This window comes from Collinsella sp. An271, from assembly GCF_002159695.1.
GTDB classification, from domain to species: domain Bacteria; phylum Actinomycetota; class Coriobacteriia; order Coriobacteriales; family Coriobacteriaceae; genus Collinsella; species Collinsella ihumii.
On the sequence record NZ_NFJE01000015.1, the window covers coordinates 22261 to 47196 of the forward strand.

At 61.0% G+C, this 24936-nt stretch carries 27 protein-coding genes; 6 read left to right on the plus strand and 21 right to left on the minus strand.

Features of this window, described 5'->3' with window-relative positions; all coding sequences use genetic code 11:
* Positions 1–148 precede the first annotated feature (148 nt).
* From thrS to B5F74_RS10965, 4 genes are all read right to left on the minus strand, one after another.
* Positions 149–1912: a threonine--tRNA ligase gene (thrS, locus tag B5F74_RS10950; RefSeq protein ID WP_087202445.1), complete on the minus strand. Its 1764-nt coding sequence runs from the start codon at positions 1910–1912 to the stop codon at positions 149–151.
* A gap of 354 nt (positions 1913–2266) precedes the next feature.
* Positions 2267–2698, minus strand: a complete 432-nt coding sequence (locus B5F74_RS10955; protein WP_066832716.1) for a zinc ribbon domain-containing protein — start codon at positions 2696–2698, stop codon at positions 2267–2269.
* 394 nt (positions 2699–3092) lie between these two features.
* Complete coding sequence (locus B5F74_RS10960; protein ID WP_087202447.1) at positions 3093–4178, minus strand: Xaa-Pro peptidase family protein; 1086 nt, start codon at positions 4176–4178, stop codon at positions 3093–3095.
* A 45-nt stretch (positions 4179–4223) separates the two neighbouring features.
* The gene (locus B5F74_RS10965; RefSeq protein WP_087202449.1) at positions 4224–5348 is read right to left on the minus strand and encodes a septal ring lytic transglycosylase RlpA family protein; all 1125 of its coding nucleotides are present in this window, start codon (positions 5346–5348) and stop codon (positions 4224–4226) included.
* Positions 5349–6379: 1031 nt separating this feature from the next.
* Between B5F74_RS10965 and istA the strand changes: the two genes are divergently transcribed.
* The 6 genes from istA (at position 6380) to B5F74_RS12695 (ending at position 10308) form a co-directional block, all read left to right on the plus strand.
* Positions 6380–7255, plus strand: coding sequence for an IS21 family transposase (istA, locus tag B5F74_RS10975; RefSeq protein ID WP_087202452.1), 876 nt, complete (start codon positions 6380–6382; stop codon positions 7253–7255).
* A gap of 72 nt (positions 7256–7327) precedes the next feature.
* Positions 7328–7975: a hypothetical protein gene (locus B5F74_RS10980; RefSeq protein WP_143753870.1), complete on the plus strand. Its 648-nt coding sequence runs from the start codon at positions 7328–7330 to the stop codon at positions 7973–7975.
* 105 nt (positions 7976–8080) lie between these two features.
* Positions 8081–8710, plus strand: a complete 630-nt coding sequence (locus B5F74_RS10985; RefSeq protein WP_087202456.1) for an ATP-binding protein — start codon at positions 8081–8083, stop codon at positions 8708–8710.
* Positions 8711–8929: 219 nt separating this feature from the next.
* Positions 8930–9166, plus strand: a complete 237-nt coding sequence (locus B5F74_RS12690) for a hypothetical protein (protein WP_239283467.1) — start codon at positions 8930–8932, stop codon at positions 9164–9166.
* The gene (locus tag B5F74_RS10990) at positions 9148–10107 is read left to right on the plus strand and encodes a hypothetical protein (protein WP_239283468.1); all 960 of its coding nucleotides are present in this window, start codon (positions 9148–9150) and stop codon (positions 10105–10107) included. Before B5F74_RS12690 ends, B5F74_RS10990 begins: the two co-directional genes overlap by 19 nt.
* Before the next feature lie 18 nt (positions 10108–10125).
* The gene (locus tag B5F74_RS12695; RefSeq protein ID WP_239283469.1) at positions 10126–10308 is read left to right on the plus strand and encodes a hypothetical protein; all 183 of its coding nucleotides are present in this window, start codon (positions 10126–10128) and stop codon (positions 10306–10308) included.
* Positions 10309–10318: 10 nt separating this feature from the next.
* On the opposite strand, the gene B5F74_RS12275 is transcribed toward B5F74_RS12695, so the two are convergent.
* From B5F74_RS12275 to B5F74_RS11065, 17 genes are all read right to left on the minus strand, one after another.
* Complete coding sequence (locus B5F74_RS12275) at positions 10319–10654, minus strand: acyltransferase (protein WP_143753871.1); 336 nt, start codon at positions 10652–10654, stop codon at positions 10319–10321.
* Positions 10651–10833 (minus strand): hypothetical protein, encoded by a 183-nt coding sequence (locus B5F74_RS11000; protein ID WP_087202458.1) that lies wholly within the window; start codon positions 10831–10833, stop codon positions 10651–10653. The genes B5F74_RS12275 and B5F74_RS11000 overlap by 4 nt, the downstream gene beginning before the upstream one ends.
* Positions 10830–11237 (minus strand): 4Fe-4S dicluster domain-containing protein, encoded by a 408-nt coding sequence (locus B5F74_RS11005; RefSeq protein WP_204212576.1) that lies wholly within the window; start codon positions 11235–11237, stop codon positions 10830–10832. Before B5F74_RS11005 ends, B5F74_RS11000 begins: the two co-directional genes overlap by 4 nt.
* A 4-nt stretch (positions 11238–11241) precedes the next feature.
* Positions 11242–11865, minus strand: a complete 624-nt coding sequence (locus B5F74_RS11010) for a Coenzyme F420 hydrogenase/dehydrogenase, beta subunit C-terminal domain (RefSeq protein WP_087202463.1) — start codon at positions 11863–11865, stop codon at positions 11242–11244.
* A complete protein-coding gene (locus B5F74_RS11015; protein ID WP_087202466.1) occupies positions 11862–12917 on the minus strand; it encodes a Coenzyme F420 hydrogenase/dehydrogenase, beta subunit C-terminal domain in 1056 nt (351 codons plus the stop codon). Before B5F74_RS11015 ends, B5F74_RS11010 begins: the two co-directional genes overlap by 4 nt.
* 10 nt (positions 12918–12927) lie before the next feature.
* Entirely contained in the window at positions 12928–14361 is a 1434-nt protein-coding gene (locus B5F74_RS11020; RefSeq protein WP_143753872.1) for a hypothetical protein, read from the minus strand.
* Positions 14362–14511: 150 nt separating this feature from the next.
* A complete protein-coding gene (locus B5F74_RS11025; protein ID WP_158095766.1) occupies positions 14512–15597 on the minus strand; it encodes a polysaccharide pyruvyl transferase family protein in 1086 nt (361 codons plus the stop codon).
* 60 nt (positions 15598–15657) lie between these two features.
* Positions 15658–16695, minus strand: coding sequence for a glycosyltransferase family 2 protein (locus B5F74_RS11030; protein ID WP_158095767.1), 1038 nt, complete (start codon positions 16693–16695; stop codon positions 15658–15660).
* Entirely contained in the window at positions 16692–18143 is a 1452-nt protein-coding gene (locus B5F74_RS12280; protein ID WP_158095768.1) for a hypothetical protein, read from the minus strand. Before B5F74_RS12280 ends, B5F74_RS11030 begins: the two co-directional genes overlap by 4 nt.
* A 16-nt stretch (positions 18144–18159) precedes the next feature.
* The gene (locus B5F74_RS11035) at positions 18160–18840 is read right to left on the minus strand and encodes a DUF1919 domain-containing protein (RefSeq protein ID WP_087202474.1); all 681 of its coding nucleotides are present in this window, start codon (positions 18838–18840) and stop codon (positions 18160–18162) included.
* Entirely contained in the window at positions 18837–19931 is a 1095-nt protein-coding gene (locus B5F74_RS11040) for a glycosyltransferase family 1 protein (protein WP_087202477.1), read from the minus strand. Before B5F74_RS11040 ends, B5F74_RS11035 begins: the two co-directional genes overlap by 4 nt.
* A 60-nt stretch (positions 19932–19991) precedes the next feature.
* Entirely contained in the window at positions 19992–20489 is a 498-nt protein-coding gene (locus B5F74_RS11045) for a glycosyltransferase (RefSeq protein ID WP_087202479.1), read from the minus strand.
* Positions 20489–20953 carry a PssD/Cps14F family polysaccharide biosynthesis glycosyltransferase gene (gene pssD, locus B5F74_RS12545; protein ID WP_204212578.1) on the minus strand — a complete coding sequence of 155 codons (465 nt, stop codon included), beginning with the start codon at positions 20951–20953 and terminating at the stop codon, positions 20489–20491. The genes B5F74_RS11045 and pssD overlap by 1 nt, the downstream gene beginning before the upstream one ends.
* Before the next feature lie 3 nt (positions 20954–20956).
* Positions 20957–21991, minus strand: coding sequence for an NAD-dependent epimerase/dehydratase family protein (locus tag B5F74_RS11050; protein ID WP_275531976.1), 1035 nt, complete (start codon positions 21989–21991; stop codon positions 20957–20959).
* 14 nt (positions 21992–22005) lie between these two features.
* Complete coding sequence (locus B5F74_RS11055; RefSeq protein ID WP_239283470.1) at positions 22006–23247, minus strand: nucleotide sugar dehydrogenase; 1242 nt, start codon at positions 23245–23247, stop codon at positions 22006–22008.
* 26 nt (positions 23248–23273) lie between these two features.
* Positions 23274–24023 (minus strand): sugar transferase, encoded by a 750-nt coding sequence (locus B5F74_RS11060; protein ID WP_204212582.1) that lies wholly within the window; start codon positions 24021–24023, stop codon positions 23274–23276.
* 150 nt (positions 24024–24173) lie between these two features.
* Positions 24174–24779, minus strand: coding sequence for a hypothetical protein (locus B5F74_RS11065; protein WP_143753874.1), 606 nt, complete (start codon positions 24777–24779; stop codon positions 24174–24176).
* Positions 24780–24936: the final 157 nt, after the last annotated feature.

Below are 24936 nucleotides of genomic sequence, written 5' to 3' on the forward strand. Positions count from 1 at the left end.
GATGCGGCCACCCAGTTCAAAACGGCAGATTAATCTTCCGCTACAAGCATTTTTCTTAGCACGAAGGCGGGGCGCCGAGTCCGCCGCCCTGCCCGCAGAAAAGAAAAAGCCGCCGCGAGGCTCCCCCGCGGCGGCTGCCTTTGCGCACTTAGCTGCGGCGCTCGGCGATCTCAGCGCTCACCTGCGCGATGAAGTCCTCGACCGTGGAGGCATGCGTCTCGTTCGTGCGGTCGCGCACGGAGATGTTGCCCGCCTCGGCCTCCTTCTCGCCCAGGATCAGCATATAGGGCACGCGATCGACACCGCGTGCCTCGCGGATCTTGTAGCCGATCTTCTCGTCGCGGTCGTCCACGACCACGCGGATGCCGGCGGCATCGAGCTTCTCGGCGACCGTGCGCGCGTACGCGCGGCTCTTCTCGGACACCGGCAGGACCTTGACCTGAACGGGCGCGAGCCACGTCGGGAACTTGCCCGCATAGTGCTCGATCAGGATGCCGATAAAACGTTCGATGGAACCGAAGCACACGCGATGCAGCATGATCGGGCGCTTCTTGGCGCCGTCGGCGTCGGTGTACTCCAGGTCGAAGTTGATGGGCATCTGGAAGTCGAGCTGCACGGTGCCGCACTGCCAGGTGCGGCCGAGCGAATCCTCCAGATGGAAGTCGATCTTGGGGCCGTAGAAGGCGCCGTCGCCTTCGTTAATCACGTAGTCTTTGCCCAGACGCTCCAACGCCTCGCGCAAACCGGCCTCTGCGCGCTCCCAGTCCTCGTCGGAGCCCATGGAATCCTCGGGACGCGTGGAGAGCTCGAGGTGGTAGGTGAAGCCGAACTTCTGGTACACGGAGTCGATGAGGTTCACCACGCCCACGATCTCGTCGGTCAGCTGGTCGGGGCGCACGAACAGGTGCGCATCGTCCTGGTTGAAGCAGCGCACGCGGAACAGGCCGTGCAGCGCGCCCTTGAGCTCGTGGCGGTGGACCAGGCCGATCTCGCCGGCGCGGATGGGCAACTCGCGATAGCTGTGCGGATGCGACTTGTACACGAGCACACCGCCGGGGCAGTTCATCGGCTTGATGCAGTACTCCTCGTCATCGATGATGGTGGAGTACATGTTGTCCTTGTAGTGGTCCCAGTGGCCGGAGGTCTTCCACAGCTGCTTGTTCATGATGAGCGGCGTGGAGATCTCGACGTAGCCGGCCTTGTGGTGGATCTCGCGCCAGTAGTCGAGCAGCTGGTTTTTCAAGATCATGCCGTTGGGCAGGAAGAACGGGAAGCCGGGGGCCTCGTCGCGCATCATGAAGAGGTCCATCTCGCGGCCGATCTTGCGATGGTCGCGCTTCTTGGCCTCCTCGAGCATGCGCAGGTGCTCGTCGAGCTCCTCCTTGGTGGCGAACGCGGTGCCGTTCACGCGGGTGAGCATCTTGTTGTTCTTGTCGGCCTTCCAGTAGGCGCCGGACACGCCGGTGAGCTTGAACGCCTTGAGGGCCTTCGTGTAGGTGATGTGCGGGCCGACGCACATGTCGATGTACTCGCCCTGCTGGAAGAACGTGATGCGGGCGTCGGCGTCCAGGTCGCCGATGTGCTCGACCTTGTACTTCTCGCCGCGCTCCTCCATGAGCTTGATGGCCTCTTCGCGGGGCAGCTCGAAGGTCGTGAACTTGAGGTTCTCCTTCACGATCTTGCGCATCTCGTCCTCGATGGCGGGCAGATCGTCCTCGGACAGCGTCTTGTCGCCCAGGTCGACGTCGTAGTAGAACCCGTTGTCGGTGGCGGGGCCGTAGGCGAAATCGGCCTCGGGGTACAGGCGCTTGATGGCCTGCGCCATGATGTGGGCGGCGGAGTGGCGGACGACGTGCGTGACCTCGTCTGCAGGCAGCTCGGCTACAGACCCGTCGTTATACAGTGCTTTCATGGGAATCCCCTTTTCGGTTGGTTGGAGCCAAGAAAAAAGCCCGTGCGTCAGACGGTGACGACGAGCGTTATGCGGCGCCTGTCCGTGGCCTGCCGGCCATGCGATGAGACAGACGCCTAGATAGTCTGAGTTCGGGCTATGTGAGCGAAGATTCGCTGCATGGTTTCAAACCTCTCCGTATCTTGGGTGAGACAGTTGTACCACTTGCAGGCCCTCGGGTCTACCGGAGCGGACGTCAGAACCCGAAGCGTTACATAAAATAAGAAAAAGTCCCCCGCCCCCGGCGCTTCTGCGGGACGGCAGTCCGGCGCGCCGCGCATGAAAAAGCCCCCTGCGGGCAGAGGGCTTCATGCTCTACTGGATGTGGGTGCGGCAGTACGGGCAAACCTTCCAATGCGCATCGAGCGGACGATGGCAGCTGGGGCAGACGTTGCGCACCTGCGTGTTGCAGACGGGGCACACCACGAAGTCCTTCTCGATGGGCGCGCCGCACTGCGGGCAGGTCCCGTACTGGGCGAGCTGGCGCTCGCGCAGGGCCATGTCGAGCTCCTGCTCCTCGCGGTCGGCGAGATAGGAGTTCGGACGCAGCACGAGATACGCGATGAGACCGACGAAGGGGATGATCGAGACGATGCCCCATGCCCAGAACGCCTTCACGCCGCGGCGCTTGGCATCGATGAACACGTAGACGATGGAGAGCACCCAAAGCGCGGCGATGAAGCCGACGAACAGGTAGATGGCGCCCATCAGCTGGGGCGACATGAGCTCCTGGATATACTCAGACATGACCGGACAACCTTTCTGTCCCGAACGCGGTTCACACAAACATGCCGACATTCTATACCGCGCTATGCGCATTATGCGATACGTCACGCTTTCGACATACCCACGGCCCCAGACCGCCCTCGGCCGCCTGCCCTCGACCGGTGCTCAACACCGCTGTTGGCAAAGCGACGGATTCTGCGGGAAGCGCGCAAGAGATATGCATATCTCATCGAGCAGAAGACGAACTGCCGAGGTAGATGGGTATACCGATTTGGCCGTTATGCAAAGCAGCCTCGCTATTCCCGCAGAATCCGTCGCGACGATTTCTGCGGAAAGGCACTGCGGGGTTCAATGGGGACGGGTTCGTTCCAACCTATCGACGACGGCAGCCGAGCGGGCCCGAACCGCTGCGCGCTCAGATCCGCGTCGGCTCCTTGGTGTAGGAGTTCAGGATCTCGGCCCCGTCCTCCGTCACGAGCACCAGGTCCTCGATGCGCACGCCGGTACGGCCCGGCAGATAGATGCCGGGCTCGATGGAAAACGTCATGCCCGGCTCGACGACATCCTCGTTGACGGCGGAGACGTCGCCCGGCTCGTGATCCTGAAGGCCGATCGAATGGCCCAGGCGATGGGTGAAGTACGGGCCGTACCCGGCGTCCTCGATCACGCGGCGCGCGGCACGGTCGAGATCGCAGAAGCGAACGCCCGGACGAACCAGGGCCTCCGCCGCCTCGTTCGCGCGGCGCACGATATCGTAGATGCGCGCCGACTCCTCATCGGGCTCGCCGAAGAAGAACGTCCGCGTCATGTCGGAGCAATAGCCCTCGTACTGGCCGCCGATGTCGAACAGCACGACCTCGCCCGCGCGCAGCACTGTGTCGTCCGGCTCATGATGGGGGTTCGCCGCATTCGCGCCGAAGCTCACGATCGGCGGGAACGAGAAGCCCTGCGCGCCGCGGGCCCGATACAGCGCGAGCATCTGCGCGGCGATCTCGTGCTCGGTAACCCCCTCGTGCACGAGCGCGGGCAACTCGGCCATAACCGCGTCGGTGATGGCACTCGACGCGCGCATGAGCTCGCGCTCGCGCTCGTCCTTGCGCGCACGGGTCTGCGCGACCGCGTACGAACCGAGGAAAAACGACGCGGCGGCGCGGCGCTCCTGCAGCGGGAGCAGAAACCCCGAGCGCATCTGGGCATCGACGCCCAAAGGGAGTTCGGGATCGATATGCTCCATGAGCACGCTCGCGATGTCATCGGTGTCGTTGAACACCACCACGTCCGCGTTGTCGTACGAATCGATGGGATACAGCGCGTTGTCGAAGATCACCGGGCGCTTGCCCGGTGCGAGCAGCACGCCGGAGAAGCGCTCGAACATCTCGGCATAGAAGCCCGTGAGATAGAAGATCGACCAGGGATCGGTCACGAGCAGCTGCGAGGAGGGGTGCCCCTGCTCGAGCTGCTCCAGCACGCGCCCGACGCGCGCCTCGTCCACATGCGCCATAAGCGCCACCTCCCTATGAAAAAGGGGGACGAATCCCCCATAGCGTTACAGGATACGGTATTCCACGGTGCCGACGCCCACGGAGATGAAATCGAGGGCGCGGGCGACGGCGGGCTGCATGTCGATCACGCGCCCGTGCGCATACGGACCCCGATCGTTCACGCAGGCGACCACGGTCTTTCCGCCATAGCGGATCTCGACCTTTGTGCCCAGCGGCACGTCGAGCATGGCGATGCACATCGACGTCTCCGTCACCGGCTCGCCGCTTGCCGTGAGGCTGCCCATGAGGCCGTCGCCGGTGCCGTAATGGGAGGCGACGCCGGTCATCCAGCCGCTCTCGGAGTCCGAGGACGAGTCCTGCGGGGTTTCGGGGGCGGGCTCGGATTCCTGCGGCGTCTCGGATTCGGTTGCATCCTGCGCGGGATCCTGCTCAGGCTGCTGGGAGATCACGTCGTCGGCCGACTCGGTCGCAGCGGACGTCTGCTCGTATTGCTGCTGCATCTGAGCCTGGATGGCAGCGGCCTCGTCCGCAGCCTTTCGCGCCGCCTCTGCCTCGGCGGCGTCTTCGCTCGCGGCGCGCTCCTCGAGGGCAGCCTGCGCGGCGGAGACCTGGTCCAGCGCCTCGGCGGCTTTCTGCTCCTCCGACAGCGCGTCGTCTTTCGCCTGGGTCAGCTCGGCCAGCTTGGCGTTGAGCTCAGCCGAGGCCTCCTCAAGGTCCGCGAGCACGCTCGCGTTGTCATCCTGGATGGCGTTGAGGTACTTCATCTGCGTGATGAAATCGGAAAACGAGGAAGCCGAGAAAAGCAGCGAGATGATGTTGCCCGACGTCTCGTGCATCTTGTAGAGGCGCGAGGCCGCCTCGGCGGCGCGCTCGCGGTAGACGGGCATGACGTCCTGCTCGAGATGCAGGATCTCGTCGGCCTGCTGGGCGATCTGGTCGTTCAGCTCTATCGCCCGCGCGATGGCGTCGCTATGCGTCGTCTGCGCCTGCGCGACCTGCTCGGTCAGGCGGTCGAGCTCGGCGGTCGTCTCCGCCGTAGCCGCATGGGCGACCGACACGAAGGGGCCGAACGCACCGGAAAGCCCGAGCACCATCGCGAGCCCTGCCGTGCACGCGATGCGCGACCAGGGACGAGACGGACGCGAAGAAACTGAGGACAAGGGACTCATACGGAAAAGCTGCTCCTTACTCTTGGTTCAAGCATCAGTATAGGGCAAGCCTTAACCTTGAAGTTGAAGTTGAAGAATTTTCACATGAGTGGCATGGGGTGCTGCGTGGGAGTGGGGTTTGGGGTCTTGGGGCGTGGGGTTGCGGCAGGATGGCGCTCCCCTCTTCGTGGGGTGCGCCTAGTTGAGGCCTGAGCTTGAGGGTGGACGGGAAATCGAGCAGGAACGAGGTCAAAGACGAACGCATGGGCGGGAGCGCAGGCGGGCCCGGTCCCTCGTCGTGCCGTCAGCCCCAGTGGTACGCACCAGCACTGAACACATGACAGCGCCTGCGCTCCCCCACGTGCAGGGACCCGGTCCCTATCAGCATTCGCGCGCTAATCGGCACCTCAAGCGCAACCTACGAATTAACAGCGTCAATGAATACCGCCCCGCAGCCCGCGTCGACGCCGCGGTGCATTTTAGGAGACTCCCGTTGCTCCCGCTCGAACAGCACGTGGCGAATCATCTTCAGCTCGCTGCATTCGGCGTTGGGGGAGTCGGCACACACCAGCCTGTTGTTGGGAAGCAGCTTCCTCGGTATCAGCGCCAGGCCCCTCATTGCGCGCCCTGAACGGAGCCCCGTACCAGCAAGCTCCTTGTATGCGGCCCCGTCTCCATCTCCGCGTCGGCCGTCAAGCGGCTATCGTAGTGGGTAACCGAGGACGACCCAATCTGGAACCTCCGCGGGCGGGGCGGGCGGCAGGAACCTTCTTCGCTGCGACGACAATGCGCGCGGCGGTTGCCCCTGCTGTGTACAGCTGCTTGCATGGCGGCATGGGACGGCCGCCACTCTCTTTTACGGTGCCGATTCGGAATAAACTGCGGTCATCTCTGTGAGTAGTAACCCAACTTGGTAACGCGAGTCAGCTATTCCTGGTACCGTCGGTCAGCACCGGTGGTACCAGGAATCGGCTCGCACGGTACCGCCCCTAGAATCCGTGGGAGGGGCGCCCGAAGGGCGGGCGCCGCGAAGCGGGAAGGGGCTGGTGCCCATGTCCAAGAAGAAAAAGGTCCTCCTGATGCTCTCGAAGGGAGGCGTCTCGCAGTCCGAGGTCGCGGCCGCGCTTCACGTCAGCAAGCGCGACGTCTCCGCGTGCGCCAGGGCACTGCGCGAGCGCGGTCTGGCGTTCGACGACGTCGCCGCGATGGGCGCCGCCGAGGTCGAGGCGCTGCTGGCCCTGCCCGGCGGGGGCGCGGCGGAGAGCGCGTACCTTCAGCCCGACATGGGGCCGCTGATCGAGCGCAAGAGGCGCAACCACAAGCTCACGGTCAAGATGTTCTGGATGGAGCACTGCGAGGCCGACGAGGCCGACGGGAAGTCCGCCTACGCGTATCAGACGTTCTGCGAGATGTTCGCGAGGGCCGCGAAGAGGGCGGGCGCGACCAGGAGGCTCGCCCACGAACCGGGCGCCAAGGCGTACGTGGACTGGGCCGGGGACACCGCCGCGCTCACCGACCGGCTCACGGGCGCCAAGACGAAGGTCTACCTGCTCGTCGTGGCGCTGCCGTACTCGGACCGGTTCTGGGCGCAGGGCTTCGCGGACATGCGCCAGCGCTCGTGGCAGGAAGGGCGGGCGCGCGCCTTCGAGGACTTCGGGGGTGTCCCCAGGATGCTCGTCCCGGACAACGCCGCCACTGCCACGGACCGCTCGTCGGTCTACGTCACGTTCGTCAACGAGGAGTACGCCCGCTTCGCCGAGCACTACGGGGCGGCGGTCGTCCCGGCCAGGGTCCGCCGCCCGCGCGACAAGGCGGTGGCGGAGTCCACGGTCGACCTGGTCGAGAGATGGATAGTGGCGCCCGCCAACGAGACGACATTCTACACGCTGGAGGAGTTCAACGGGTTCTGCCTGGAGAGGGTGAGATAGCTGAACGCCCGCCCGTTCTCCGCGAAGGAGGGGTCGCGCGACTCGGTGTACGAGGCCGAGGAGCGCCCTCTCATGCAGCCACTGCCGGCGGAGCGCTACGAAATGTGCGAGTGGCGCAGCGCCAAAGTCGCGCCCGACTACCATGTCACCGTCGACTACATGCACTACTCCGTCCCCTTCCGGCTGATCGGGGAGCAGGTCGACGTCAGGCTCACCGACTCCGTGGTCGCCGTCATGTCCGGAGGCGAGGCCGTCGCCGAGCACCGCAGGCTCCGGGGCCGCAAGGGCCAGTACTCGACGGTCGTCGAGCACATGCCGCCGGCGCACGCGGCGATGGACTCGCCGCGGTCGCCGGAGCGGTTCTCGTCGTGGGCCCACCGGATAGGGGCCGAGACCGGCGGCGCCGTCGACAGGCTGCTCGCCAGCCGGCCGATCGTCGAGCAGGCGTTCGAGCCGGCGCGGAACATCCTGGGCCTCTCCAAGGCGTACTCGCCGGAGCTCCTCGAGCGCGCGTGCGCGAGGTCGAACGCGCTCGGCGCGGCGCCGAGCTACACCGTCCTCAAGAACGCGATCCTGGCGATCAGAGCGGCGGACGCCGAGGCCAGAGCCTCGGGGAGACCGCCTGCGGCCAGCGACGGTGGGCTGGCAGACCGCGCGAAGTCCGCCGGGCGCCTGCGCGGCGCCGACGCCTACCGGAGGGGAGGCGGTGCCCAATGCTGACCGAGGAGCACTTCGAGATGCTGACGAGGTTCAGGGTGCGCGCGATGGGCGACAAGCTGCGCGAGATGGTGGAGGACGCCTCCTACGACCGCTATACGTTCGAGGATGCTGATCGAGGCGGAGGCCTCGGCCCGGCGCGACCGCAAGGTCGCCAAGCTCGTCCGGGAGGCGCGCTTCAAGCTCCCCTCGGCCTGCGTCGAGGACGTCGTGTATCTCAAGGACCGAAAGCTCAGCCGAGACCGCGTCGCTCGCCTCGCGTCCTGCGAATGGGTCGAGGCGCGGGAGGTCGTTGCCATCATATCCAAGACCGGCTGCGGCAAGAGCTTCCTCGGGCAGGCGCTCGGCAACGCCGCCTGCCGCAGGCTCTTCACGGTGCGCTACGCCCGCCTGGCCGACATCATGGATGACCTGAACCGCTGCCGTGCGGCCGGGGACGGCAGCTACTACGAGCACATGGACCTCTACAAAAGGGTCCAGCTGCTCATCGTCGACGACTTCATGACCACGCCGGTGACGACGCAGAACGCCGTCGACCTCTTCGAGATCATGGAGGCGCGGGAGGGCCGCGCCGCAACCCTCATCGCCTCGCAGCTCGAGCCCAATGAGTGGTATCTGGGGATCGAGGGCGAGCTGATGGCGGACTCGATACTGAACCGGGTCGCCACGGGCGCGCGCTACATCGACCTGGACGGCCCGAACATGCGCGAGTACTTCGCGAAGAAAAGAGAGCCGTAACGGTACCGAGACGGCTTAACCGTGGTACCGCCGGCGGCTGACCGGCGGTACCATTTGCGCTGACTGCCGTTACCAAATCGGGTTACTACTCATCTCTGCGCGCAGCGGGTGTTCGCCGGTGTGTCCTGCTTGCGACGCAGTCGGTCATGTAACGGGTCAGGATGATGATGCTCGGGAGTGACCTGCTGCTGGGACGGGAGGCATGCGATGGCGGACGTCATGGACAACGAGTACCGAGTGTCGGAGAACTTGAGGGAGCACCTGCGGGCGCTGGGGTTCGCGTTGCCTCTGGAGGCGATGGAGCCGCTCATCAGAAGCTGGCACGAGTGGATGCAGGCCTCGGGATCGTTCTACGACTACCGGGACACGGACGGCGTGGGGCGGCTGTACGAGGTGCACCGCAGGTCGATACACCCGGCAATGAGGGTCTGTCGTGAGTGGGGTCGCCGCTGCTGAACGACAAGACGCAGGTGGTGCGCGACGCGCAGGAATTCACGGATTGGCTGGCGACGTACCTAGCGGAGATGGAGTTCATGCCGGCGGCACAGGCGACGGTGGTGCGCGCGTTCGGCATGGGCACGGGGGCGCGGGCGCTGTTGGTCGATGCGGATTCTGCCAAGGTGCGCATCCGGCATTACGACGCGCGGATGGTGGTGCCACTCACCTGGGACAAGGAGGGCACGACCGAGTGCGCTTTTGTGACGCCGGCGTTCTACAGTGGGCGCGCGGTCGACCAGCTGCAGGTGCACCTGCGCGGGCGCGAGGGATACCGCATCGAGACGGCGTGCTTTGATGAAGCGGGCAGCGAGGTCGCGCCCGTGGACGTCTGCCCGTCGTACGAGACGGGCAGCGAATGGCCGACGTTCGCGATCGTGATGCCGGCCATCGACAACACGCGGGTGGACATGTCTCCCTACGGTAAGTCGGTGTTCACGGACGCGGTTGACGCCCTCCAGGCGGTGAACCTCGCGTTCGACGCGATGATCTCGGAGGTCGACAACTGGAAGATGCGCGTGTTCCTGTCCGACGTGATGTTCGACCAGAAGGAAGACGGGCGCGGGCGGAAGGTGTCGATACCTTTCGGGCGGCAGGACTGCACGGTGTTCCGAAAAGCGATGTCGACCGAAGACACCATCCAGGAGTTCGCGCCTGCCTTACGCACGGACGCGCAGGCGAAGGCGCTGAGGACGGCACTGCAGATGCTGGGCGACCTGCGCGGGTTCGGGATAAGCTACTTCGACTTCGACGGGGCCGGCTACGTGAAGACGGCAACCGAGGTGTCGAGCGACAACAGCGCCTTGATGTGCAACATTCGACGGCATGAGCGCGTGCTGAAGAAGGCGGTCGCGGGGATCTGCCGCGCAATGATGACAGTCGAGCGGTCGTTGGACGTCTAGCTACCGGAAGAGGGGGACGTGAGCGCCAACTTCGACGACAGCATCATCACGGACACTGCCGTTGAGAAACAGCAGAACATGGCAGAGGTGGCTGCTGGGTTAATGCAACCGGAGGAATACCGAGTCGAATGGTATGGAGAATCGGAAGGTGTTGAAGGGACGACACGCGGTTATCACAGCTACCGCAAGGGTTCGAATTAAGTCAAAATCACTATTCGACGATGGTTTTCTCCTCCCTGGTTCTAACAATAGTCTCCTTGCGATCGTAGACGAAACTGCGGGGCGGAATATCACCTGAGACGACAGCTCCCGCGTCGATGACCGTATTTGACCCTATGCGCGCACCCTTGAGGATGACGGCGTTCGCGCAGATCCACACGTTTTCGCCAATCATGGCAGAGGCGGTCTCCATGCCTTGGAAGCCGAACGGAGTGCCATCGAGCTCGTGCTTGTGGTCGAAGTCGTAGATGCCGACGTTAGGGCCGATAAGACAGCGTCTGCCGATGGTGGTGCAGTCGAACGCGATGACCTTCGCGCTGTAGTTCACGAAGGTATCCCCACGGCCATCCTGCTGCTCGGTCCGACGTGGCAGTAGAAGGGGCGTCGGAACCCCACGCCCGCAAGCGATATACGGCCGCCGAAGCGCACGCGCAGATAGGCGCGCTTCACCAAGCGGTACACCTTGAGACACGCCTTCTCGGCGAGCTCGGTTATCCTCTCGATCATGACTCCTCCTTCGCTCGGTTGCCGCCAGCGTCGGGGGACCACCGCTCGACGAGGGCGGACTTGAAGACGCAGGCGTCCTCGCACTTCAAGCAGCGGATGCACAGCGCAGCATCCACCACGGGGTAGGTGAAGCCCTCCTCGTCAGGCTCCATCGTTATCGCGTCGCGCGGGCATACCGCAGCGCAGGCGGTGCATCCGCAGCACTCGGAGCGATCTCTGTAGAGCTCGGGCAACCCGCGCTTGGCAACGGCGGACGGGACCTCCGCGCCCCAGTTGCAAAAGCGCGTGGAGGTGTGCGGATGGTAGCCCGATGAGGCATCCACGGGCGAGCCGTCTCGGTAGCGGTAGGGCGTATTGTCCGGCGGCGTGAAGCCCTTGCGCGGTATGAAGCCCTTCTTTCTCATGCGGTCACCTCCCGAGGATACGCTTGGCGGTTCGTTTGGCATGCGACACGAGGAAGCGGGCAGGCGAGGCTAGGTAGCGCTCGCGCCTAGTCATGGCGAGCAGGCCGTCCCCGTAGAGCTCTCGCCAGGAAGCATCGCGGTCGCCCTCGTAGGTCGAGGGGCGCTGCAGCATCGGGTTCCTGGGCAGCGCCTCGTCCATCGTCGCGGGCTCGAGGTCAATGTCGAGCCCTGATAGGACGCGCAGCCCAGCCGGACCATTGGCGAGGACCAGCGACACGCCAAGGGCGGCGTCATCATCCCTCGCGTGCTGGGTCGCCTCCACGCCCCAGAAGTCCGCAATGGTGAGGTTGCCGGGACGGCCCTCGACCACGGTGTAGGGGCAGCGGTAGCACGAGGTGCGCAGCATCCTGTTGCCGTAGAACAGGCGCTTCCAGGTCTCAGAAAAGCGCGTGCCCTGCTCAGTGCGCCCGCCCTCCCATGTGACGCGCTCAAAGTGGCCCCAGCCCGCGGTCTTGGGTCGGTGCTCGTAGCGAACCACCCTTGCGTCGCGGGCGCGCTCCAACTCGGCGATCCAGCCCCGGAACACCCCCGGGGATGGCACGCCGTGGCAGATGATGTCAGCGGTCATGAGGCGCCCCCCCCCGAAACATCCGAGCAGGCTGCGCGGACGGCTGCCACCTGGCAGGGCGTCCCGGTGAAGAGAACGGTGCGATCAGCTCTCAAATCGCCTCGCACCCGCCGGATGGAGTCCCCCATGTCGCTCTGCGAGTACTTCGATCCCATGCAGCGCTCGGCCTCGGCCATGGTCTCGCAGCGAATGTGCACCGCCCGCAGGTCGCCGTCGAAGGCACAGCCGTAGACCACCCCGCCCAGGTCATTGATAACGTGCGAGGCGAGCGCGTGATACATGCCGCCCGATGAGCTCCGGCGGCGCACATGGTCATCGCGGTTCCTCGCGACGAACGCGACGGGGTACTCGTCGCGCGACTCTAGCTCCTCGAAGTTCACCTTCGGGGCCTCCTCCCAGGCATTGTCCACGGATGATGCATCGGGGTCCTTCGCGGGCCCCTTGAGCGCAGAGACGGCCCCTTTGACGAGGTCCCTCGCCTCGCGTCCGGGGCCGAGCGCGCCCACGGAGCGGCATGCGGCCTCGAAGCCGCGGGCGTAGAGCTCCGGCCAGAACGCGTCGCGGCCCTTCCGCTCGGGCGGATGGAGGAGCATCGGCTGGGCGGGGTTGGCGACGTCTGCCACGGGCGTCGCCGCGAGCTCAAGCTCGCCGGAGGCACCTCGCAGCAGAGACAGGCCGCGCGGCGTGCTGGCAACGGCGCACGAGACGCCCCAGGGGTCCTCCAGGTCGGGCGCAAACCACTTGAGCCCCCACCAGTCGCCGATGGTGATATCACCGGGGCGCTCCATCGAGTGGTGCCCACACCGGTAGCAGGACTCGCGGCAGAGGCGATCGTACCAGATGCGGCGCCATGAGCGGGTAGCCGAGGTGCCCGACTCGGAAGCTCCATCGGAGTAAATCGCGATCTCAGCACCATTTGAGCGCATCCCGGAGCCGCGGTGAACATAGGTCACGACGCTCTTTGCGGAACGGCGCTCCAGCATGGCGAGGAAGGACTGGAATGTGCGCGGCGAAGCGGCGCCCCAGCAAATCAAATCGCAAGTGTAGAGCATCAGTTGTCTCCTATCTAGCGCCCACGAGGCGCTTAGCGCGGAAGAGCAGCCCCGCCAGCTGCTCACGGGCGAACGCACGGTAGAGCGCCAAAGTAAGCAGGCAGCCCCATAGCGCGAGGACGAAGGTAGATAACGCCCATGCGGCCCAGCCCGTGCAGAGCGGCTGGGCCGCGAGGTACGGCACGGAGACGAGCGCGCAGACGGCGACGGCAAGCAGCATGAACTTGAGTGTCTCCATCGGCTCAGTCTTCGTGACCTCGCGCGGGACGTAGAACATCAGGTCGATGTCGCGATAGAGATTGGAGAAAATCATGCCCGAAAGGATGCCGGGCATACCGAACGCCGCACCGAGGACGATGGAGCCGACGAGAAGGATCACGGTCTGCAGCGACGTCTGAAGCCTCGTGTCTCGGTACTTCCCAGCAGCGATGACGAGGAGGCCCTGCGGGGTCTTGAGGTGGTAGAGCAGGACGTTCGCCATGCAGAGGATGCCAACGAGCGGATAGGCGTAATCCACGTCGGCGATGTCCGCGGTGTAGAGTCGCACGAAGGGCACAATGAGCGCGATTCCCACGCCGCAGGCGACACCCGTGACGCCGTAAGTGAGCGCCTGGAACTCGCGGAACGAGCGTTTCAAGGTCTCGCTCTCGCCGCGCGCAATCACGTCCCCGAAGGAGGCCTGCGTCCCCTGGCTGAGCGAGTTGACCGCGTTCTGCAAGCCGTTCGCCACGAGCATGTACACGGAGAACACGCTCACGAGCGAGAGGTCTCCCAACACGAAGGTGGCGATGATGGTCGGCGCCCCCGATTGCACCGCCCCGAGCACCTGCAGGAAGAAGGCGTCCCAACGCTGGTCGAGCTTGAGCCCCTTGGCGTCAGTATTGAAGTCTATCTCGGGGTAGTTCCGCTTGGCGTAGACTATCAGGATGGCAGTCCTGACGATGATGGGCAGCACAGCGATTACGAACAGGGCGACGACAGAGACGCCGGTGAAGGTGCCGACAAGCACGACGGCAACGTAGAGCGCCTTGTAGGCGATTGACGCGAGCTGGATGACCCAGTTGCGTTGCGTCGCCGTGAGAAGCACGCGGTACTTGGCGAGCGTGAAGAAGTCAAGAAACCCCGTAGCCCCTAGCGCGAGCACTAACACGAACACACCGGGCGTCGATACGCCCTCGACCTGAACGAACACCGGGTACAGACATGCGAGGGCGAGCATAAGGGCGGTGAAGGCGGCTCCCGACTTATAGTAGAAGACCCGTGCGGCGGACACCACACGGCTCGCCCCTTCTGCATCGCCCTGTGCAAGAGGGGCATACAGCTGGAACACGGCGGCCGACGAGATGCCCGCCTCAACGAGCTGCACGTAGCTCACGAACTGCGTGAGCGAGGTGACTAAGCCGTTGACCCCCGAACCGTAGGTGCCGATGAGAGCATGCGGCACGATGAAACCCACGACAATGTTCACGACCTGCAACAGCAGCGAACAAAGTGTATTGCTGATAAAGGCCTGGGATCGGCCACGTCCAATCTTCATTGACAATCGTCCAGTTCATCTCCTAAACAGAAGGACGCTATAGAATCCTGGGGGGATTCACCCTTGAAAATAGAGAGAGGCTTTCAGCCACTCCTTCGATTCGTTTCTCAAATCCTCCAGCAACTTATCGACCATGCAGTAGTCGATCTTGTCATCGAAGTCGCAATTGGATATGTCGTATGCGGATATACCGAGCTTTTCTGCAAGGCTACACAATCTCGAGGTCCCCTTATCCCCTGCAAAAGCAAAGCGGAACTGCTTGTTGAAGAGGATTGAGAAGCACATTCCATGAAACGAACTCGTCACGACAAAAGCGGCATCCCTTATCAGGGAAAGAAAATGGCTGGGAGAGCAGGATCCACAATTCTTCGCATGCGGCAAAGGTCGTGAGCCGTAAGCACTGATGTAGCGAAGTTCCATACCGAACTCATTCGCCACTCGTCTTGCGTACTCCAGTGTCGATCGGCCCTCGGCAACGGCGTAGGCAAAGACGTAGCTGTCTTTATTATTTGGGGCAGCGATTTCGCTCCAGTTTTCTTTCGAAAGCAGCAATGTGGGATCAATAGTCGTTGTTCCGCCAGCAATTCCAAGCTGCTCAAGTACGGCGAGCCCGGATTCCTCGCGCACGCTAATCCTGTCGAACTTTGAAAGTTCGCGGCTAAGCCGTTGGCGTCCCCCGGGGTCCGGGTAAGAATCTCCGAAACTGGCGGCATAGGATACGAGCCTTTGACCTTCATGCCTTTTTCCGTCTAAAAGGAAGGTTCCATCTCCGCCCGTGATTTTTGACGACCAAACCTGGTCGCTACCCACCACGATATACCTGTACGAATCAAGGATGTCCTGTGCCCCCCGCATGATCCGTCCGAGCTGGATTTTAGATGATGAAAACTCCCGAAATCTACGCTGACGCTCCCTTTGCGAAGGATATTTGAGTAGATTTCGAGCGAACGAAGACAGCGAAAACTCTTCATTGTTTCGAATAAGCTTCGGTGTCTCTTGGTCAGCAATTTTAGGGCACGTATAGTTAACCAGCTCAGCGCAATATCCCATCTCACGAACGGCTCTCACTAGCGCATATGCCTGGAACTCAGCTCCATAATTAATCGTTGCAATAAATGTCAATATTCCAACCGTGTTATCCATATTCCCCTCTCTCAGCCGGTTCATTTTTATTATTTCCATTTGACTGCTTGCTGCATGCCGTTACCCACACGTGCCCTCAGCGTCGCATTTTGCATCGCCCTTCCCGATCAATCCATATAGATGTATTAATAAATTATTGACTTTTAATTTAACTAATACAACTAAAAATAAATAGCGTATTGGCAGTCGGACACACACGGACAATCGAGACGCAGAGCGAAAAAGGGACGACTTCGGAAGATAGCGTATCCATTTTATGTTATCGCCCGACAAATGCCGATAGCATTGCCATATTAGATTAATCGTATTCTCTAGATAGACAGCATCCAAATTGTTATGAAGGCGAGACATCTCATCAACTGATAATATTTTTTCTTTATCTGCAAGGCGAAGATAATACACATAGAGATACTGTCGCACATATTCCAAATCGAAGTAACGCTTCGATATGTCTAGGGCGTGGGTTACACCAAATGAATTTTGCCTATAAATATAGAATGGTGTACTAAAATAATAAAATGTTGCTGCTTTTGCAAATATTACTGAACTCTGAACGGCATCCTCTCCAAACCGCAAATCTTCGAATCCGGAAACAAGGGCTTCTCGAAGTAGCGATGTTTTGACAGCATGACTCCACATTGCGTTAATCTTGCCTGTCCTGCTAAAGGTTTCGACAACCTCTTTTTTGCTGATTGCACCCTCTCTCCTGAAGGGAGGGCTGACAATTTGGCCTGTTGAGCTATCATATCTCCAATCGAAGAAATACACATCTGAATGGCTGGCTTCGATGTGCTGGTTGAGCAGCTCCAAAGCACCTTGACATAGCTCGTCATCAGCATCCAGAAATACAGAATAATCTCCGCGAGCCATCCTGATACATTGCTGTCTAGCGGCAATCTGGCCTCGGTTATCCTGACTGTATAGCGTAACGTTTCCGTGCTTCTTTGCGTAAGAAGCACATTTTTCCTGCGTCCCGTCCCGGGAACCATCATTCACGATTACTATTTCAATTCCGCCATCGTTTTGAGACAGGACTGATTCGAGACAAGATTCAATTGTTTTGGCACAATTAAACGCAGGTATACAGACAGAAATCATCTGGGCCATCTTTCTGAATAGCAAGAATTCTTACACAGTGTTAGGTAGTTATTTATTAATATTTGAATGATACTGAGCAACAGGATAGAGTTATAATTAAAAAGATTTGAATATATGAGCTGGTACAGTATAGCAAGATGCATGGCTAACAGTAAAAGCCCCATGCATGCATACTTGTTATTGCTTTGGATGCCTCGCAGAAGCTGAGCTATGTTTCCCAACCATATGACCGCAATACAGGCAATCAGGATTATTCCGCCCTCAAGAAGGGCAACCGAGACGGTGCTTTGTACATATCCATGATAGAAACCATAATGATTCATATACTGAGGCATGTTTTCGACCAGACCATGAGCCACCATGAGCATATTGTCAGGTATCGAATACGAGCCCATTCCGCTGCCTACGATCAGGCGAGGGAGATCAATATTAGATACGATTATTTGTAGCGATTCAAACCTTGTGAACATAAAACCGCTGCGTGCCTGTTCATCAAGTAAAGTCGATAGTATGACGCTAATATCAAGAAATTCGAATTTAGGATGAATGGCCACTATAAGCGAAAGAGCAATGGGAAAGCATAAAAACAGAAGGCAGACCATAAAGACGTTTTTTATGCTAGCTCTTCTTGAAATGATGAAGCAGCATATCTCCAGCGCAATTAAGATGAAAATAAAAGACTTTGCTTCTGTCATCAAATAGATATACGAAGAGCTTGCCGTGAGAATAATTACTTTATTGATTTTGTCATATCCATATATGTAGCGAGTCAAAACATACAAAGGTGCTAATAGGGCAAATAAATAATATCCTGCTTGCCCATAAACTCCAAATAAGCCGTTGCGCGTGTCCACATTGAAATTCGCAAGCGATTGTATCGACGTTAAAAACAGTGATACACAATATATGTATGTATATACGTGTTTTAGCTCAGATGCATCATCCTCCATTGAGAAGAGAGTGAGGATAAACAAGGGGGTAAAAGAGTAGACATAGTTTTCGATTAAGAGGGAGCTTTCAGACAATGCCGCGACGATATTAATGGCCGACCCAAACAGAAGCGCAAAAGTGGCAATACGCACGCGCTTAGTTTGAACACCTGAGCGCAAACAACAGCTGACTGCAGGGATAAGACAGATCACCTTGATTCGGATGTCCAAACTAACGTAAACATAGTGAATCAAGAAATCTGTCCAGAATGAAACGCCGAGGCAAAACAATATCGTAAAAGACAGCGAGTTCTTTTGAGCCACGGCATAAGATACAACGGCGACAAAAGGCGCTGTAACGACAAAGGCTAATGCATTATGGCTGTTCGAGACGAACGGTAACAATGCGAAAAGAGCAAAAACAAAGTAGCCAGTATATCTTAACGCCATCCGGCATAATGTGCCAATAGCGCTGCCGTTAGCTTGACGGACAACACACGATGACTTATTAATAATCATATTCAAAGACTGCATCTTACCTCAAGTTTTCGTTGATATAGCGCGTCACGTCGAAGGCCCTATTGTGACCAAAGGGCTCGTAGGACGCGCGGATGTACTTGTGGCTTCTGGGACAGCGCAGCTTTACGCAGGAGACGACCTTTGAGTGCTCCCGCGCACTGAAGACCACTTTGTGCTCAAGCGACAGGGTGTCGAAGGCGAGTAGGTCGTCCTCCGTGGCGCCGTTCTGGTCGTTGAGCTTGTAGAGGATGCGATCGTAGTTGACACGTCGGACGCGTGACTCCCACTTGCGGCGCGCTATCTCTTTGTCGTGGTAATGCAGCATGTGCAGCTCGACGTCGCCTACGCGTCCAATGAAGTAGGTACCCCAGCTGTCGTTCGCGCGCAGTGCGTCGACCCACTTTGACTCCTCGGGTTCGATGAACTCAAGGGGCTGGGCGAGATAGCCAGACAGGTCGGCGCAGAGGCGCACGAAGTCGTCCGGCATGATGAACATGCCGACGGTAGGGCTCATCTTCTTGAGCCCGTAACTCTCGTAGACCATGCCGCCCCAGCAGTTGTTGGATATGATTGTGAAGTCGGTCACCAGGAGCTCATCCCTCAAACTGTCCCGGAGTAACGGGACAATCACTTTTGAGCGCCACTTCAAGCGCACGGTCTCCCAGGTGATATTTCTGATTTTCTTTGCGATGCTCATCGTGACACCCCCTTGAGGTAGAGTTCGCGAAGCATTTCTGCATCCTTTACTATGTCGAAACCTGCTTCAATTGCCGCTAAAGAGCCGTTGACGCTGTCCCGATCTCTTTGCGAGGTTGCGATTGAGGCCTCAACTACGTCGGCCCATTCTTCCGGATCGTTTCTAAGCGAAATGAAACGCACGAGAGGAGTAAATGCACACTCTTTCGAAACGGCATCTGAAACGACACAAGGAAGACCGTTTATCTGCCACTCAACAACGACATTGGGTAGACCCTCATGCAATGAGGGGAATACCACGCAGTCCATTGCGTTAAGCAGTTCATTTACATCCGAACGCCATCCAAGGAATGAAACCGAGTTTGCAATCCCCATTTCTGAGCAGCGTCTCTGCAAAGTGCCCTGAAAGTCACCGTCTCCCATAAGAAATAAGTGATAGCAGTCACTACGTTTTCTCAATTCCTGAAACACTCTCAGTAAAAAACCATGGTTCTTCTGCTTGTTTAACGTGCCTACATGAGCGATAGCCACAGTCTCTCTGCCCATTCCTAAGTCTTTGCGGTGCTTAGTACGTACTCTCCGAGAGAAGCGGAACCTGTCTATTTCCTTTCCGTTGGGAATGACAACGAAATCCCTGTCTCCGAAAAGCCACTCTCCTGCCGCAATACCACACGCGTAGCGGTCAGTGGCGATCCTGTAGAGAAAGGGCCGCAACATCTTGTCGAGATAAACATGGGTGCACCTGGTGTTATGAGAATGGGCAATTCTCACCTTGACACCGGCAGATTCAGCTACCGACAACTCGAGCACCATCGTCGCGCTGTTCCCGCAGACATGCACAACGTCAAAGCCGATGCCCTTCATCAGACTCTTAAGACAGCGACGATACTTACCCGCCAAGCTCCTTCGCGGCAACGTATGAACAGCGATTCCAGCACGACGCGCGGACTCTATGGCAGCGGAATCGACGTCCTCGTATGCGACGGAGTGAATCTCAATCCCAGATGTATTCATGGTTGAAAAATAAGAAAGCATCCACGCGGTGATTCCGTCTTTTTTAATTCCGTTAGTGCTAATGACGAGAACCTTCATGACCTAGCCCCCACTATCGAGGCTGTGCCACTGTCAGTTGCACGTTCTATTGGCATGAAGTCAATCATGGAAGCTCTCCTGTATGAACTCGTCGATCGCGTCCACGATCGCGGTGGGGTTGTCGTTCCTCCACGCCCTGAGCTCGACCTCGCCGGACTGGAGCGCACGTATTGCGGGGCCGAGGTCGGCCATATCGGCGACGTTGAGCACGAGGCCCTCGCGCGCCAGCGTCTCGTTGATGGCGACCTGGTGGTCGTTTATGTGCTCGCCGTACCTGGCGAGCCGCGCCACGGCGATCACCTTCTTGCCGGCGTTGAGCGCGCCCATGATGGAGCCCGACGCGCCGTGGCTGATGACGATGTCGGCCCGCTCCTCGGCGGCTTTGAAGTCCTCGGGCTCCATGAAGTGCTCGAAGGGGAAGCTCCTCGGCTCGTAGGTGGAGGCCCCGATCTGGGCGAAGACCTCGCCCCCGACATCTCCGGAAGCAACGAGCCGGTCGAGCTCCTCGAAGAGCCGGTTGAACTGGTAGGGCCTGGAGCCCGCGCACGCGAATATCATCAGTACAGGCACCCCACGTAGATCGCGTTGTCGTAGAAGCGTTTCTGGCTCTCCCACTGCACGAAGAACAGGTCGGCGTGCTTCTGCATCAGTCTCCCCGCGACCGTGGGCTCGTTGGAGCGCCCGAAGGTCTCGATGAAGACGAACTTCTTCTTGAGCAGCACCGCGAGCAGGTAGAAGGGGTAGGCGACCATGGTACCCGTGGTGACGACGACGTCGGGGCGCTCCTTGACCCAGATGGCGAGCGCGTGGACGGCGTTCACCAGCATCTTGAGCGGCATCAGTTTGTCCTTTAAATCTGTCTGTACCATGAGGTAGGGGCCGTCCTCCACGAAGGGGGTCCGCTCCGTCACGTAGAAGCCGCCGTACTTGTCGATAAGCGGCTTCAGTTTCTTCAGCTGCTCCCAGTGGCCGCCCGATGACGACACCAGGCAGATTTTTACCCGTTCCTTACGCTTGGTCATGGCTTATGACACCCCGTAGTAGCCGGCGTACCACTTCGCAAACGCGCGCAGCCCGTCCTCGAGCGAAGTTGCGGGCCGGTAGCCCGTGTCGCGCTCGAGCGCCGAGGTGTCGGCGTACGTGACCGGCACGTCGCCCGGCTGCATGGGGACGAGCTCGCGGTGCGACTCGAAGTCGTAGCCGGCGGGCAGCACGCCCTCCTCAACGAGGACGCGCTGGAGTGTCTCCACGAAGTCGAGCAGCTGCACGGGCTCGGAGTTGCCGATGTTGTAGACGCGATGGGCGGCCATGGGCAGGCCGTCGGCGCCCTCGCGCACCTCGGGCGGGTTCGCCATCACGCGCACGATGCCCTCCACGATGTCGTCCACGTAGGTGAAGTCGCGTTTGCAGTCGCCCATGTTGTAGATCTTGATGGTGCCCCCCGAGCGCAGGGTGTCGGCGAACTTGAAGTAGGCCATGTCGGGCCGGCCCATGGGGCCGTAGACCGTGAAGAAGCGCAGGCCCGTGGCGGGGATCGAGTAGAGCTTGCTGTAGGCGTGCGCCATGAGCTCGTTCGCCTTTTTCGTCGCCGCGTAGAGCGACACCGGGGAGTCGACCCTGTCCCCCTCGGAGAAGGGGACCTTCTCGTTGCCGCCGTAGACCGAGCTTGAGCTGGCGTACACGAGGTGCTTCACCGGGTGGTGCCGGCAGGCCTCCAGGATGTTGAAGAACCCGACAAGGTTGGAGTCGACGTACGCCTTGGGGTTCTCGATCGAGTAGCGCACGCCCGCCTGGGCGGCGAGGTTCACCACGACGTCGAAGGAGTTCTCGGCGAACATCCGCTCGATCAGCGCAGCGTCGCAGAGGTCCCCGCGCACGAAGGTAAAGCGGCCCTCCGCGTCCATCTCCCGCAGCATCCGGAGGCGGTCCTTCTTGATGCCCGGGTCGTAGTAGCTGTTAACGTTGTCGAGCCCGACGACATCCCAGCCGCCGTCCTCGACCAGCCGTTTGCACAGGAACGCGCCGATGAACCCGGCGGCGCCCGTGACCAAAACTTTCATGCAGCCCGCCATGACTAGTCCCTCCCGAACAGGTCGCGGGTGTACACCTTGTCCTCCACGTCGGAGAGCTCGTCGGACCAGCGGTTGGCTATGATGAGGTCGCAGCGGGACTTGAAGGACTCGAGGTCGTGGGTGACCTCGGAGCCGTAGAACTCGGGGGCGTCAAGCGTCGGCTCGTAGACCACCACGGGCACGCCCTTGGCCTTGACGCGCTTCATGATCCCCTGGATGGAGGAGGCTCTGAAGTTGTCGGAGCCCGACTTCATGGTGAGGCGGTAGACGCCCACGGTCGGGGCTGGCGTGCCAGAGTAGGCGAGCCCGTTCACGCGCTTGAGCACCTCGTCGGCGACGAAGTCCTTTCGGGTGCGGTTGGCCTCAACGATGGCCGATATGAGCGACTGGGGCACGTCCCGGTAGTTGGCGAGCAGCTGCTTGGTGTCCTTGGGCAGGCAGTAGCCGCCGTAGCCGAAGGAGGGGTTGTTGTAGTGGGAGCCGATGCGGGGCTCCAGGCACACGCCCCGTATGACCTCGCGCGTGTCGAGCCCCTTGGTCTCGCAGTAGGTGTCCAGCTCGTTGAAGTAGGAGACCCGCAGCGCCAGGTAGGTGTTGGCGAAGAGCTTCACCGCCTCGGCCTCGGTGGGGCCGAGCACGAGCGTGGGGATGCCGGTCGTGCCGTCGGCGTTCTCGCGCTCCCGCTCCTCCGGGTCGGCGCCCTCTTCGAGCGCAGCCGCGAACCGCTCGGCGGCGGCCGCGGCCTCCGCGTCGTCGCGGGGCGCGCCGACCACGATGCGGCTGGGATGGAGGTTGTCGTACAGGGCATGCCCCTCGCGAAGGAACTCCGGCGAGAAAATGATCCTGTTGTCGCCGCGCTCCCCGCGGATGCGCTCGGTGTAGCCAACCGGCACAGTGGACTTGACGACTATCCAGGCGTCCGGGTTCACGGCGCGCACCGCGTCCATGGCGGCCTCCACGGCGGAGGTGTCGAACGAGTTGGTGTCCGCGTCGTAGTTTGTGGGCGTGGCCACAACCACCATCTCGGCGTCGCGGTACGCCTCGGCGGCGTCGGTCGTCGCCTCGAAGGAGAGGCCCATCTCATCGCGGTTCGCCAGGAATCGCTCGATCTCGGCGTCCCTGATGGGGCTTACGCACCGCTGGAGCATCGCGACCTTCTCCGGCACGATGTCGAGCGCCCTCACATCGTTCTTCTGCGAGAGCAGCAGGGCGACGCTCAGCCCCACATATCCCGTGCCTGCCACGGCTATCCTCATCCTTTGTCCTTTCCCTAGTGCCCCTGGGCCGTGAGCACGCAGCCCACGGTCTGGAAGATCAGCTTGAGGTCCGTCCACGCGGAGCACTTCCGGATGTAGAGCAGGTCCAAGTCAATCCATCGGTCGAACGTGATGGAGTCCCGATCGCGGCGCGTCTGCCAGTAGCAGGTGAGCCCCTGCTTCACGAGCAGGCGCTGGCGCTGGTGGTCATCGTAGGCGGCCACCTCTCGCGGCAGAGCAGGGCGCGGACCGACCACGGAGAGGTCACCCTTGAGGACGTTCACGAACTGCGGCAGCTCGTCAAGGCTCACCTTGCGGATGACGCGGCCCACGCGCGTCACGCGCGGGTCGTCGTGCAGCTTGAACACCGGGCCGGTCTTCTCGTTGCGCTCCAGCAGCTGCGCCAAGTGCGCCTCGGCGTCGGTCACCATGGAGCGGAACTTGTACATCTGGAACTCCCTGCCGTCCTTGCCCACGCGCACCTGCTTAAAGACGACGGGGCCGCGCGGGTCGTCCAGCTTTATGGCCACGGCCACGATGGCGTACAGCCAGCAGAGGCCGACGAGCACGATGAGGCTGAAAATGACGTCGAACGCGCGCTTGCAGAAGCGGTAGGCCAGCCGCCCCGTGCGCAGGCGCTCGGCGGCGGCCTGCGTGGCCGAATCGATCGCGGCGGGGGCTTGATGCCCGGCGGTTCCCTCGGTATTCGTATATGCGGCAGGAGCGGATGCCTCAAGCAAGACCTCCTCGTGAGCGGCTACCACACCAGCCCCCGTATGCCCATGCATGGCATCGAGTGCCCCTCAATGTTCGAGGGCATGCCTTGTTCCATCAGTCCCATCGACAAAGAATCCCGACCCTGATCCAGTGTTCCTACAGTTGCGGTAATGCTTGAAAGACAGCCGCCGGCCACGTCAACTCTTGAACGGCACGTCTATCGGCGCCTGCTCGAAGAAGGCGGAATCGCCCTCCCCCACGAGCACCTGGCAGCGCCTGCGGTGGCGGTCCACCTTGGAGATGCGCGGCTCCTGGCCGACCAGGGGCCCCGACTGCACATGCAGGACACCGTCCACGATGACGGCGGTGGAGCTGCGGATGACGTGGCGGTCGTCGGTGACCGAGGCGTACCAGACGGCCGCCTCGTCAGAGAGCGGGGCCCACGAGCGGGTGTCGGTACCCACGAGCTCGACAGGTAGCGTGAGACGCGACAGCTCTTTCGCCAGACCGGCCGCGTCCCGCGAGATCGCGAACGCGTAGCCCCGGTACATGTTCACCGGCTCCAGGAACCAGGTCCCACCACGCTTCATCCAACGCTCCTTGCGCAGGACGAAGGCGTCTGCGAGGATGGACGCCGGCAGCAGGCGCTTGAGCTCGGTACAGAGGCTCGCCTCGCGCCCCTCCGGCATCCGCAGGAGGTACCAGCGCTCGCGGCCCCTGGGGCTGCGCCGCCCCATGGGGAGCCCTGCGGCCAGGCCGCCGCGGGCTGCCGACCTCGCTGCTGACGCTGTTGCGACGGGCATCCCGGCCCCTCCTCCCCGGCCCCGACGCGCCCCTGTGGGCGCGAAAAGGTACACCTTTTGGAGGGGTGCCCGATTATCAAATGTCAAGAGTGGTACGCATGTGGAGAGCTGCGGTTTCTTTACACGCCTCGACGCGCGGATGTGTATAATGGGGTGC

Bases quoted from the DNA above. Each gene is read 5' to 3' on its own strand.
- B5F74_RS11045 (WP_087202479.1), bottom strand. From the start codon at position 20,489: ATGATATTCGCGTGCGCGGGCTCCAGGCCCTACCAGTTCAACCGGCTC.
- B5F74_RS10980 (WP_143753870.1), top strand. From the start codon at position 7,328: ATGCAGCCACTGCCGGCGGAGCGCTACGAAATGTGCGAGTGGCGCAGC.
- B5F74_RS11025 (WP_158095766.1), bottom strand. From the start codon at position 15,597: ATGGATAACACGGTTGGAATATTGACATTTATTGCAACGATTAATTAT.
- B5F74_RS10955 (WP_066832716.1), bottom strand. From the start codon at position 2,698: ATGTCTGAGTATATCCAGGAGCTCATGTCGCCCCAGCTGATGGGCGCC.
- B5F74_RS11030 (WP_158095767.1), bottom strand. From the start codon at position 16,695: ATGATTTCTGTCTGTATACCTGCGTTTAATTGTGCCAAAACAATTGAA.
- B5F74_RS11015 (WP_087202466.1), bottom strand. From the start codon at position 12,917: ATGCTCTACACTTGCGATTTGATTTGCTGGGGCGCCGCTTCGCCGCGC.
- istA (WP_087202452.1), top strand. From the start codon at position 6,380: ATGTCCAAGAAGAAAAAGGTCCTCCTGATGCTCTCGAAGGGAGGCGTC.
- B5F74_RS11000 (WP_087202458.1), bottom strand. From the start codon at position 10,833: ATGATCGAGAGGATAACCGAGCTCGCCGAGAAGGCGTGTCTCAAGGTG.
- pssD (WP_204212578.1), bottom strand. From the start codon at position 20,953: ATGACCAAGCGTAAGGAACGGGTAAAAATCTGCCTGGTGTCGTCATCG.
- B5F74_RS10965 (WP_087202449.1), bottom strand. From the start codon at position 5,348: ATGAGTCCCTTGTCCTCAGTTTCTTCGCGTCCGTCTCGTCCCTGGTCG.
- B5F74_RS11005 (WP_204212576.1), bottom strand. From the start codon at position 11,237: ATGAGAAAGAAGGGCTTCATACCGCGCAAGGGCTTCACGCCGCCGGAC.
- thrS (WP_087202445.1), bottom strand. From the start codon at position 1,912: ATGAAAGCACTGTATAACGACGGGTCTGTAGCCGAGCTGCCTGCAGAC.
- B5F74_RS10985 (WP_087202456.1), top strand. From the start codon at position 8,081: ATGCTGATCGAGGCGGAGGCCTCGGCCCGGCGCGACCGCAAGGTCGCC.
- B5F74_RS11050 (WP_275531976.1), bottom strand. From the start codon at position 21,991: ATGAAAGTTTTGGTCACGGGCGCCGCCGGGTTCATCGGCGCGTTCCTG.
- B5F74_RS12280 (WP_158095768.1), bottom strand. From the start codon at position 18,143: ATGATTATTAATAAGTCATCGTGTGTTGTCCGTCAAGCTAACGGCAGC.
- B5F74_RS11040 (WP_087202477.1), bottom strand. From the start codon at position 19,931: ATGAAGGTTCTCGTCATTAGCACTAACGGAATTAAAAAAGACGGAATC.
- B5F74_RS11035 (WP_087202474.1), bottom strand. From the start codon at position 18,840: ATGAGCATCGCAAAGAAAATCAGAAATATCACCTGGGAGACCGTGCGC.
- B5F74_RS10960 (WP_087202447.1), bottom strand. From the start codon at position 4,178: ATGGCGCATGTGGACGAGGCGCGCGTCGGGCGCGTGCTGGAGCAGCTC.
- B5F74_RS12690 (WP_239283467.1), top strand. From the start codon at position 8,930: ATGGACAACGAGTACCGAGTGTCGGAGAACTTGAGGGAGCACCTGCGG.
- B5F74_RS11010 (WP_087202463.1), bottom strand. From the start codon at position 11,865: ATGACCGCTGACATCATCTGCCACGGCGTGCCATCCCCGGGGGTGTTC.
- B5F74_RS11065 (WP_143753874.1), bottom strand. From the start codon at position 24,779: ATGCCCGTCGCAACAGCGTCAGCAGCGAGGTCGGCAGCCCGCGGCGGC.